Below are 9,656 nucleotides of genomic sequence, written 5' to 3'. Positions count from 1 at the left end.
ATAGCCGCGGCCCCGCACCGTGTCGATCACATTGAGCTCGGGCTCCAGCTCCGCCAGCAGGCGCCGCAGCCGGGACAACCGCACATCGATGCTGCGGCTCTGCTCCACATCCACCAGGCTGCCGCTGGCCTGGCCCAGGTCCTGACGACTGACCACCTCCCCGGCCCGGCTGCAAAGCAGCTGCAGCAGGGCCACGTCGCCGCGGGAGAGGTCCAGGCCCGCGCCCTGGGGGTGGCCCAGCCAGAGCTGCTGGGGCTGGAACTGGAGCTCACCGAGTTGCCAGGCTTGGGCCCCAAGCCGGCTGATCTGGGCAGGCTTGAGCAGCTGCTCCACCCGTAACTGGAGCTCCCGAAACAGAAAGGGCTTACCCAGATAGTCGTTGGCTCCGGCCTCCAGCCCCGCCACCCGATCCCGGGGTCCCCCCAGGGCGGACAACATCAGCACCGGCAGGTGGGGCAGCCCCCGGCGCAGACGCGCAAGCACATCGGTACCCCGTTGTTCGGCCAACAACTCATCGAGCACCAGCAGATCCGGCTGGGATTGGTCAAAGGCAAGCTCGAGCTCGCGGGGATGGCTCAGGTGACGGGCCGACCAGCCCCGCTGGGCGAACTGGCTCAGGAGCAGGGCTCCCAGCTCAGCATCGTCGTCGAGGATCCAAATCGTTTCGGCCACGTCGATCAGTCCGGTGGGAGCGCCATGACCTTTTTATTGGGTCGTGCCTAGGGACCTGTACCTAGCGCCCCTAATCTGTTCAGGCTAGCGCCAAGTTTCGTCGCCAGAAATCAGGCGGTACCGCAGAAGGTGACGTCGGGGAACTTGAGCTTGGCCTCATCAAGGCTCTTGCCCTTGCCCTCCTCCTGCCAGTAGTTGATCACTTCGGTGGCCTTGTTGAGCACCTCAACGCGCTCGTTGTCGGTGATCCAGCTCTTGCCCTCCAGCTCACCCTTGAGGGTTTCCCAGGCATCTTCCCGCGGCCAGAAGAAATAGGCGGTCAGGGGGCTGGGGCCGCCACCGACGATCTGATCCACCGCCAGGGCGACGTTGTCGGGCAGCCAGAGAATCTTCAGCAGGAAGCGACCCTCATCGGCCTTGGGGGTATAGCCGGATGGAACACCGTCTTCGTCAATGGTGGCCGTGGCCAGGGCAGCGCTGCCGCCACGCATGACCGGGCGCCCCTGGGTGGTTGTGTCATCTGCTGCAACCGGCACCTCGGACACTTCTGCCAGCACAGGCACTTCTGCCGCCACGGGCACTTCGATCACAGCAGCGCCAGGAGCGCTCTCGGGGGCTGGCATGGGCTCGACGCTCAAGGCAACGATTCAAACAACTAACCTACCAGCCGCTTCCCCGGCCCATGGCCCTGCGCCTGTTCCTTGATTCGGCCGACCCCCATGCCTGGCAGGAGTGGCTGCCCAGCGGCCTCTTCCACGGGGTGACCACCAACCCCACCCTGCTCTGCCGGGCGGCCCAGACCTGCAGTTTGGACAACCTGGCCGCCCTCAGCGCGACGGCCCTCAGCCATGGCATCGCCGAACTGCACCTGCAGGCCTGGGGACCATCCCCGGCGGAGATGCTGGGCTGCGCAGAGCAGCTGGCGGCCCTGGCCCCCGGCCGCATAGCCGTAAAGCTGCCTGTGACCCGCCAGGGGGCAGCCGTGGGCCGGGAGCTCGGCCGCAGGGGCATCCCCTTGACCTTCACCGCTTGCTACGAAGTCCACCAGGTGCTGGTCGCTGCCGCCCTGGGGGCCACCTACATCGCCCCCTACCTGGGGCGCATCAATGATCAGGGCCGCGACGGGCTGGCGGAGGTGATCGCCATGCAGCGCTGCCTGGAGGGCATCGGCTCGAGTGTGCGCCTGCTGGCGGCCAGCCTGCGTCAGCCCGGCGAGCTCAGCGAGCTGGCCGGCGCCGGGCTGAACACCTTCACGATCAGCCCAGAGCTGGCGGCAGACCTGTTCAGCAGTGGGGCCACCACCGCCGCCAGCGCCCAATTCGAGCTCGACGCCCAATCCTGATGCCCACCCCGCCCCAGGCCGTTGTGCTGTTCGACATCGACGGCGTGATCCGCGACGTGAGCGCCAGTTACCGCCGAGCAATCGTTGAGACAGTTCATCACTACGGGGGCCAGCGGCCCAAGCCGGCCGCCATCGACGCCCTTAAGGGCGAAGGCTGCTGGAACAACGACTGGCAGGCCTCACTGGAGCTGTTGCGGCGGCTTGGACACACACCCCTGCCGGCCCTTGAAGCGTTGGTTGCGGTGTTTGACAGCTTCTATTTCGGCGGCGATCCCGCTGGCGACCCCGGCCTGTGGCGGGGCTTCATCGGCCAGGAGCCCCTGTTGGTGCAGGAGCCCTTCTTTGCTTCCCTGACGGCGGCAAACCTGGCCTACGGCTTCGTCAGCGGCTCCGAGCCCCCCTCCTGCCGCTACGTGCTGCAAACCCGGCTGGGCCTGGCCGATCCGCCCCTGATCGCCATGGGGGATGCGCCGGACAAGCCCGATCCCACCGGCCTGCTGCGCCTGGCCAGCCGGCTGGCCGGCGCCAGCCTTGGCGCTGGTGCCCCGCCGGTGGTCTACCTGGGCGACACGGTGGCCGATGTGCTCACGGTGAAGAGAGCCCGGGCCCAGTGCCCCGGCCAGCTCTTCCTCAGCCTGGCGGTGGCGCCGCCCCACCTACACGCCCATCCCGTAGCGCGGCTCGCCTACGAGGCCAAGCTGCTGGAGGCCGGCGCCGATGCGGTGATTGCAAGCACAACAAAACTTCTCAGCAGCCTCCAGCACCTCAATGCCATCAGCCTGATGTAGCTTGCAATCATCCAGTGCTATCAGCCATGCCAGGCATCAGTGTTCGTGGCCTGGACGAGGTCCAGTTAGACCAGTTGAAGGAGCAGGCCCGCCAGCAAGGCATCAGCCTCAATCGCCTCGTGCTGCGTCGCTTAACAGGGGATACCTCCGAACCAAACACCCGCCATCATGATCTGGACGCCCTAGCTGGCACTTGGTCTGAGCAAGAGAGCGATGCCTTCAGCGCAGCCATCGCCCCCCTTGAACAGATCGATCCAGAACTCTGGCGATAAACGATGCGGGCTATTGCCCTGGATACCAATACCTACCCAGGGTTTAAGCGGGGCCTTCTCCCCTGCGTCGAGCTTGTGCAATGTGCCGAAAGGCTGCTGATCAGCAGCACAGTGATTGGAGAACTGCTGGCGGGCTTCGCCTGCGGCACGCGCGAAGCCCGCAACCGTGAGGAACTCAGCCAATTTCTTGCCTCACCGCGGATCGACCACTGCCCCTGCAGCTTGGCCACAGCAGACACATATGCACTGATTTACCGAGACCTACGCCGCAAGGGTCGGCCCATTCCCACCAATGACATCTGGATCGCGGCCAGTGTCGTTGAGATGGGATCCGTTCTGTTCAGCTTCGACGCACATTTTCAGCAGATCGATGGGCTGCGCGTCATCCAGAGCTGGGCTGATGCCCTGCCGTGAGCCTCAGCGCTCCAGCGCCGCCGGCGCCTTGAGGGCCGCTGCAGTGAGGTTTTCGTGGCCATGGTCGGTGACGGCCACGTCGTCTTCAATTCGGATGCCGATGCCCTTCCAGCGCTCTTCGATGACGGGCTGCCCCTCCGGCAGAGGCAGCCGATCGCTCACATACAGGCCCGGCTCGACTGTGAGCACCATCCCCGGCTCCAGCTCCACGTGGTGCTCGCCCAGCCGATAGGCGCCCACATCGTGCACATCCAAGCCCAGCCAGTGGCCCGTGCGGTGCATGTAGAGGTGGCGGTAGGCCCCCTGCTCGATGATTCCGTCTAGCGAACCCGCCAGCAGGCCCAGTTCCAGCAGCCCCTCCACCAGCACCCGCACAGCCGTGTCGTGCACGCCCTCCGCCGTGCAGCCCGGCGCCACCGCCGCCACCGCCGCCATCTGGGCCGCCAGCACCAGCTCGTAGAGGGCCCGCTGTTCGCCGCTGAAACGGCCATTGATCGGAAAGGTGCGGGTGATGTCGCCGTTGTAGTAGTCGCCCAGGGAGCAGCCGGCATCGATCAACAGCAGGTCGCCATCCCGCAGGGGGGAGCTGTTGGCGGTGTAGTGCAGCACGCAGGCGTTGTCGCCGCCGGCCACGATCGAGCCATAGGCCGGGCCGCGGGCCCCCTGCTCCAGAAAGTGCTGCTCGATCACCGCCTGCACCTGCCGCTCCCTGAGGCCCGGCCGGGCCACCTGGCGGGCCAGTTCATGGGCCTCGGCGGAGATGCGGGCCGCCTCGCGCAGGCGCTCCAGCTCCTCGGGCCCCTTGCGCAGCCTCAGCTCGTGCAGCAGGGGGCAGGGGGCCACCAGACCGAAGGCTGCCGAGCCGCTGCGGGGAGCGCGGTCTAGCTGGCCGGCCCAGGCCGCCAGCACCAGGGGCTCCACCTGCGGATGCTTGCCCACCCGGAAGGCGATGCCCTCGGCCCCCTTCAGATATTCAGGCAGCCGCTGGGCCAACTCCTGGCGGGGATGGGCCAGGTCGGCCCCGAATTCCGCAACCGCGCCTTCGCAGCCCCAGCGAAAGCCGTGCCACACCTCGGCGCTGGGCTCCTTGGGGGCCACAAACAGCACGAAGCGCTCCCCTTCTGGCCGGTGGGGCAGGAACAGGGCCACCGCCTCCGGTTCATCGAAACCGGTGAGATACCAGAAGTCGCTGTTCTGGCGGAAGGGCCACTCGCAATCGGCGTGGTGAACCGCCAGCGGCGCCGCCGGGATCACCGCCGCTGCCCCACCGAGCTGGGCAAAAAAGCGCCCACGCCGCTGGGCAAAGGTCGACGGATCGGTCATGGTGCGCAGTTTTCTTGCCCTGGCAGAGACCAGTCTGGAGCAGCCACCGGGCCAGGCGTTGGCAGGGACGATTGAATAGGGACATGGCGAGAGGCAAACCGGCCCAATGAACGACCTGCTCGCCCTGGCGCTGCTGGTGGTGGTGGTGATCGCCGGATCGGCCCTCTGCTCTGGCGTGGAGGCGGCCCTGCTCACCGTGAATCCGGTGCGGGTGCATGAACTGGCGGCCCGCAGCCAGCCCGTTCGGGGCGCCCGCCGGCTGGAGCAACTGCGTCAGCGGCTGGGCCGCACCCTCTCGGTGCTGGTGATCGCCAACAACGTGTTCAACATTTTCGGCAGCTTGATGCTGGGTGGCTACGCCGCCATCGTGTTTAAAAGACTGGGAATTGGGGGCATCGCCCTGCCCCTGTTTTCTGTGAGCCTCACCGTGCTGGTGATCCTGCTGGGTGAGATCTTGCCCAAGGCCCTCGGCAGTCGCCTGGCCCTGCCGGTGGCCCTGAGCAGCGCACCCACCCTGGCGGTGCTCGCCCGGCTGATGCTGCCGCTGGTGCTGGTGCTGGAACAGCTGCTGCCGGCAATCACGGCCGACAACGAGATCAGCACCGACGAGGAGGAGATCCGGCAGCTGGCCCGCCTGGGCTCCCAGAAGGGCCAGATAGAAGCCGACGAGGCGGCCATGATCGCCAAGGTGTTCCAGCTCAACGACCTCACCGCCCGCGACCTGATGACGCCGCGGGTGGCGGCCCCAACCCTGGAGGGCGCGGCCAGCCTGGAGCAGCTGCGCAGCACCTTGCTGGCCAACAACGCCGAGTGGTGGGTGGTGCTTGGCGAGGAGGTGGATGAGGTGCTGGGGGTAGCCAGCCGCGAGCGCCTGCTCACCGCCCTGCTGGAGGGTGAGGGCGGCCGCAACGCCGCTTCCCTGAGCGCGCCGGTGGACTACGTGCCGGAGATGATCCGGGCCGACCGGCTGCTCACCGGCTTCCGTCGCAACAGCACCGGCGTGCGGGTGGTGGTGGATGAATTCGGCGGCTTCGTCGGGGTGATCGGTGCCGAGGCGGTGCTGGCGGTGCTGGCGGGCTGGTGGCGCCGGCCCCAACCGGCGGGCGAGACGGGCCGGCCATGAGCCAGGTGCCCGCCACACCGGAGCGCTGCCGCCTGCTGCTGGAGCAGTGGCGCAGCCAGCTGCAGCTCAGTGGCCGCGAGCAGAGCCAGCTGGGCGGCCAGCTGCAGGCCCTGGACCATCAGCTGGATCGACTGCAGCAAAGGCGGCTGCGGGTGGCCGTGTTCGGCCGGGTGGGGGTGGGCAAGTCGAGCCTGCTCAACGCCCTGTTGGGCCAGGCCGCCTTCGCCACCGACGTGGCCCATGGCTGCACCCGCCACCAGGAGGCCCGGGCCTGGGATCAACCGATTGCCGGCCTGGCGCAGGTGGAGCTGGTGGACACCCCCGGGATCGATGAAATCGCCGCCGCCGCCCGGGCCCGACTGGCGGCCCGGGTTGCCCTGAGCTCAGACCTGGTGCTGCTGGTGCTCGACGGCGACCTCACCAGCGTCGAGCACGATGCCCTTTCGCCCCTGCTGGCCAGTGGCAAGCCCCTGCTGCTGGTGCTCAACCGTTGCGACTGCTGGAGCGAGCAACAACAAACCGCCCTGATCGCCAGCATCCAGCGGCGCCTGCCGGTGGCGGCCCGCCACCTCGAGCTGATCCCGGTGGCCGCCGCCCCCCGCCAGCCGGAGCTGCTGGCCGATGGCCGGGTGCGCAGCGTGACCCAGCCCCCCCGGGTGAACCCCCTGCGCCGGGCCCTGGTGGACCTGCTGGAGCAGCACGGCGAGCTCCTGCTAGCCCTCAATGCCCTGGCAGGGGCCGAACGCTTCCACCTGGCCCTGCAGCGCTGGCGGCTGGGGGCCAGTCGCCAGGCGGCCCAGAGCCTGATCGGCCGCTTCGCCGCCATCAAGGCCACGGGCGTGGCCGCCAACCCGCTGGTGCTGCTGGACCTGGCCGGTGGCCTGGCCTGCGACACCGCCCTGGTGCTGCAGCTTTGCCAGCTCTACGACCTGCCCATGGGCGGCGCCGGTGCCCGCCAGCTCCTGCAGAGGCTGTCCGGCCACAACGCCCTGCTGGGCGGCGCCCAGCTCGCAATCCAGCTGGCCCTGGGCGCCCTGCGCCAACTGCTGCTGCTGGGGGCACCCTTTACGGCGGGGCTGAGCCTGGCCTCCGCGGCGCCGGTGGCCCTGGCCCAGGCGGCCCTGGCGGTACACACCACCCGGCTCACGGGCCGGCTGGCGGCCGCCGAGCTGCTGCGGGGGGCCCAGCGGGGCGGCCGCCCCGGGGCCCTGCTGCGGCGCCTGGCCCAGAGCGATCCCCAAGTGCGTCTGTGGCTGGGCGATCGAAGCGAGCCCGCAGCAAACCTGCAGGCCCTGCTGCCATGAGCGGCGGGGTCGTCAAAGCAGAAGAGGGGCCGCTCGCCCTGTTTGGCACCAGCGCCGACCCGCCCACCCGCGGCCACCAGATCCTGCTGGAGGGCCTGGTCCAGGCCTATCCCGAAGTGGCCACCTGGGCCAGCGACAACCCGCTCAAGCAGCACGGCGCCAGCCTGGAACAGCGTTCAGCCCTGCTGGGCCAGCTGGTGGCCGCCATCGGCAACCCCCGGCTCAGCCACCGGCAGGGGTTGAGCAGTCCCTGGGCGATCTCCACCCTGGAACGGGCCGCAGCTGCCTGGCCCGGCCGCGAACTGGTGTTTGTGGTCGGCAGCGACCTGGCCCCCCAGATCCCCTCCTGGAAGCAGGCCGAGGCCGTTTTGGATCGCTGCGTGCTGGCTATCGCCCCAAGGGCCGGCTGGCCCCTGCAGCCGGGCTGCCTGGAGCAGCTGGAAGGGCTCGGCGGGCGGGTAGTGATCCTTGGCCTGGAAGTGCCCGCCAGCGCCAGCTCGGCCCTGCGCCAGAACCCCGATCCAAGCCAGATTCCGGCCAGCCTGCTGCCCCTACTGCTCGAGCACAATCTCTACGGCCTGGGCGATCCGAGCCTCCCCCGCCCCCCTACCCGCCACTCCACCAGCCACTCCACCAGCCCCTGATGCGCCTCGCCCTGGCCCAACTCAATCCGCTGGTGGGTGATCTGGCGGGCAACGGCGAGCTAATCCTGGCCGCCTGCCACCAGGCCGCCGGCCAGGGGGCCGATCTGGTGCTCACCCCCGAGCTCTCCCTCTGGGGCTACCCCCCGCGGGACCTGCTGCTACGCCCCAGCCTGATCGCTAAGCAGGGCGTCGTGCTCGACCAGCTGGCCGCGTCCCTAGCCCGGGAGCTGCCCCGGCTGGCCGTGCTGGTGGGCATGGCCGAGCCCTCCGGCGCGGCGCCGTTGCCCAACCTGTTCAACGCGGTGGCCCTGGTGGAAGCCGGCAGCTGGCGCGTGGTGGCCCGCAAAAGGCTGCTACCCACCTATGACGTCTTCGACGAGCAGCGCTACTTCTGCGCCGCCACCGGGCCCAGCGTGCTGGAGCTTGAGCGGGGCGGCCGGAGCTGGCGCCTGGGGCTAACGATCTGCGAAGACCTCTGGGTTGAGGAGGAACTGCAGGGCCACCGCCTGGCTGGTGCCGATCCCGTCGCCGAGCTGCTCTCAAGCCGCGTCGACCTGCTGCTCAACCTCTCGGCATCACCGTTTGGCCAGGCCAAGGTGGCCCTGCGCCAGAGCCTGGCCGCTCGGGCCGCCGCCCGGCTGGGCTGCCCGGTGGTGTACGTGAATCAGGTGGGCGGCAACGACGAGCTGGTGTTCGACGGTGCCAGCTTCGTGCTGGCTGCCAGAGGTGGGGTCGATGCCGACAGCAAAATTTTGTGCCAGCTGGCCTGCAGCCGCGTCCAGGTGGCCTGCTGGGATGGCCGCGGCGAGGCCAGCTGCCTTTCCCCCGCCCAGCTGCCCGAACCGCTTGAGCAGCTGTTTCGGGCCCTGGTGCTGGGGGTGGCCGACTACGCCCGCAAATGCGGCTTCCAGCAGGCCCTGCTGGGCCTCAGCGGCGGCATCGATTCGGCCCTGGTGGCGGTGATCGCCGCTGCTGCCCTGGGGGGCGCTCGGGTGCGGGCGCTGCTGATGCCCTCCCCCTGGAGTTCGGCTGGCTCCCTGCGCGATGCCAGGGCCCTGGCGGCTCGCCTGGGGCTGGGCAGCCACACCGCCGCCATCGCACCGCTGATGGCCAGCTTCGACACCACCCTCACCCCGGTGCTCGGCGGCCCACCAGGGGGCCTCAGTGCCGAAAACCTGCAGTCGCGTATCCGCGGCACCCTGCTGATGGCCGTGGCCAACCAGGAGGGCCAGCTGCTTCTCTCCACCGGCAACAAGAGCGAGCTGGCCGTGGGCTACTGCACCCTCTATGGCGACATGAACGGTGGCCTGGCCGTGATCGGCGACCTCTACAAGACCCAGGTCTTCGCCCTCTGCGCCTGGCTCGATTCGGCCGCAGCAGGCCCCTGTCGCCGCGAGCTGGGGCTGCCGGAGGAAGGCGAGCTGGTGGGTCGGGCAATCCGCGAGAAACCCCCCAGCGCCGAGCTGCGGCCAGACCAGCTCGACAGCGATTCCCTGCCCGACTACGCCGTGCTGGATCCAATTCTGAAGGACTACATCGAAGCACTGCGCAGCCCGGAGGAGCTGGTTGCCAGCGGCACCCCTGCGGAGCTGGCCCACCGGGTGATGCAGCTACTGCGCCGGGCCGAATTCAAACGGCGCCAAGCCCCACCCCTGCTCAAGATCGGGGCGCGGGCCTTCGGTAGCGGCTGGCGGATGCCGATCGCCGCCGCCAACCTGGAGTGACGACCAAGCAGCTGAACCATGGCAGCCCCCAGCCCAAGCGCCGCGAGCCT

At 69.1% G+C, this 9,656-nt stretch carries 11 protein-coding genes; 8 read left to right on the top strand and 3 right to left on the bottom strand.

From position 1 onward, the window contains the following. Together KBZ15_RS01915 and KBZ15_RS01910 are read right to left on the bottom strand one after the other, a co-directional pair. Nucleotides 1-672 (bottom strand): response regulator transcription factor (locus KBZ15_RS01915; RefSeq protein WP_255012923.1); only part of this gene is annotated, 672 nt, incomplete at its 3' end. Between the two features lie 110 nt (nucleotides 673-782). Next, nucleotides 783-1,295 (bottom strand): 30S ribosomal protein PSRP-3, encoded by a 513-nt coding sequence (locus tag KBZ15_RS01910; RefSeq protein ID WP_396123379.1) that lies wholly within the window; start codon nucleotides 1,293-1,295, stop codon nucleotides 783-785. A gap of 59 nt (nucleotides 1,296-1,354) precedes the next feature. On the opposite strand from KBZ15_RS01910, the gene KBZ15_RS01905 reads away from it, so the two are divergent. From KBZ15_RS01905 to KBZ15_RS01890, 4 genes are read left to right on the top strand one after another with little or no spacing between them, the layout of a single operon-like run. Then, entirely contained in the window at nucleotides 1,355-2,014 is a 660-nt protein-coding gene (locus tag KBZ15_RS01905; protein ID WP_255012921.1) for a transaldolase family protein, read from the top strand. Further along, nucleotides 2,014-2,802, top strand: a complete 789-nt coding sequence (locus tag KBZ15_RS01900; RefSeq protein WP_255012920.1) for a TIGR01548 family HAD-type hydrolase — start codon at nucleotides 2,014-2,016, stop codon at nucleotides 2,800-2,802. The genes KBZ15_RS01905 and KBZ15_RS01900 overlap by 1 nt, the downstream gene beginning before the upstream one ends. Before the next feature lie 26 nt (nucleotides 2,803-2,828). After that, on the top strand, nucleotides 2,829-3,074 hold the full coding sequence (locus tag KBZ15_RS01895) for a hypothetical protein (protein ID WP_255012919.1): 246 nt from the start codon (nucleotides 2,829-2,831) through the stop codon (nucleotides 3,072-3,074). 3 nt (nucleotides 3,075-3,077) lie between these two features. Beyond that, nucleotides 3,078-3,488, top strand: a complete 411-nt coding sequence (locus tag KBZ15_RS01890) for a type II toxin-antitoxin system VapC family toxin (RefSeq protein WP_255012918.1) — start codon at nucleotides 3,078-3,080, stop codon at nucleotides 3,486-3,488. A gap of 3 nt (nucleotides 3,489-3,491) precedes the next feature. On the opposite strand, the gene KBZ15_RS01885 is transcribed toward KBZ15_RS01890, so the two are convergent. Beyond that, nucleotides 3,492-4,811: an aminopeptidase P N-terminal domain-containing protein gene (locus KBZ15_RS01885; RefSeq protein ID WP_255012917.1), complete on the bottom strand. Its 1,320-nt coding sequence runs from the start codon at nucleotides 4,809-4,811 to the stop codon at nucleotides 3,492-3,494. 106 nt (nucleotides 4,812-4,917) lie between these two features. Here KBZ15_RS01885 and KBZ15_RS01880 point away from each other — a divergent pair, with 106 nt between their 5' ends. Genes KBZ15_RS01880 through KBZ15_RS01865 form a run of 4 tightly spaced genes read left to right on the top strand, consistent with a single transcriptional unit; the run spans nucleotide 4,918 to nucleotide 9,606 of the window. Then, a complete protein-coding gene (locus tag KBZ15_RS01880; RefSeq protein ID WP_254929844.1) occupies nucleotides 4,918-5,934 on the top strand; it encodes a CNNM domain-containing protein in 1,017 nt (338 codons plus the stop codon). Beyond that, nucleotides 5,931-7,238, top strand: a complete 1,308-nt coding sequence (locus KBZ15_RS01875; protein ID WP_255012929.1) for a GTP-binding protein — start codon at nucleotides 5,931-5,933, stop codon at nucleotides 7,236-7,238. Before KBZ15_RS01880 ends, KBZ15_RS01875 begins: the two co-directional genes overlap by 4 nt. Continuing rightward, nucleotides 7,235-7,882 carry a nicotinate-nucleotide adenylyltransferase gene (locus KBZ15_RS01870; RefSeq protein WP_255012916.1) on the top strand — a complete coding sequence of 216 codons (648 nt, stop codon included), beginning with the start codon at nucleotides 7,235-7,237 and terminating at the stop codon, nucleotides 7,880-7,882. Before KBZ15_RS01875 ends, KBZ15_RS01870 begins: the two co-directional genes overlap by 4 nt. Then, nucleotides 7,882-9,606, top strand: a complete 1,725-nt coding sequence (locus tag KBZ15_RS01865) for an NAD+ synthase (protein ID WP_255012915.1) — start codon at nucleotides 7,882-7,884, stop codon at nucleotides 9,604-9,606. Before KBZ15_RS01870 ends, KBZ15_RS01865 begins: the two co-directional genes overlap by 1 nt. Nucleotides 9,607-9,656 lie beyond the last annotated feature (50 nt).

Source organism: Cyanobium sp. BA20m-p-22 (genome assembly GCF_024346275.1).
GTDB lineage: Bacteria > Cyanobacteriota > Cyanobacteriia > PCC-6307 > Cyanobiaceae > Cyanobium_A.
This window is presented reverse-complemented; position numbering and strand designations above follow the sequence as displayed.

Coding starts and splice junctions, on each gene's coding strand:
- KBZ15_RS01875 (WP_255012929.1), top strand. CDS start 5,931: ATGAGCCAGGTGCCCGCCACACCGGAGCGCTGCCGCCTGCTGCTGGAG.
- KBZ15_RS01890 (WP_255012918.1), top strand. CDS start 3,078: ATGCGGGCTATTGCCCTGGATACCAATACCTACCCAGGGTTTAAGCGG.
- KBZ15_RS01910 (WP_396123379.1), bottom strand. CDS start 1,295: ATGCCAGCCCCCGAGAGCGCTCCTGGCGCTGCTGTGATCGAAGTGCCC.
- KBZ15_RS01885 (WP_255012917.1), bottom strand. CDS start 4,811: ATGACCGATCCGTCGACCTTTGCCCAGCGGCGTGGGCGCTTTTTTGCC.
- KBZ15_RS01865 (WP_255012915.1), top strand. CDS start 7,882: ATGCGCCTCGCCCTGGCCCAACTCAATCCGCTGGTGGGTGATCTGGCG.
- KBZ15_RS01870 (WP_255012916.1), top strand. CDS start 7,235: ATGAGCGGCGGGGTCGTCAAAGCAGAAGAGGGGCCGCTCGCCCTGTTT.
- KBZ15_RS01905 (WP_255012921.1), top strand. CDS start 1,355: ATGGCCCTGCGCCTGTTCCTTGATTCGGCCGACCCCCATGCCTGGCAG.
- KBZ15_RS01880 (WP_254929844.1), top strand. CDS start 4,918: ATGAACGACCTGCTCGCCCTGGCGCTGCTGGTGGTGGTGGTGATCGCC.
- KBZ15_RS01895 (WP_255012919.1), top strand. CDS start 2,829: ATGCCAGGCATCAGTGTTCGTGGCCTGGACGAGGTCCAGTTAGACCAG.
- KBZ15_RS01900 (WP_255012920.1), top strand. CDS start 2,014: ATGCCCACCCCGCCCCAGGCCGTTGTGCTGTTCGACATCGACGGCGTG.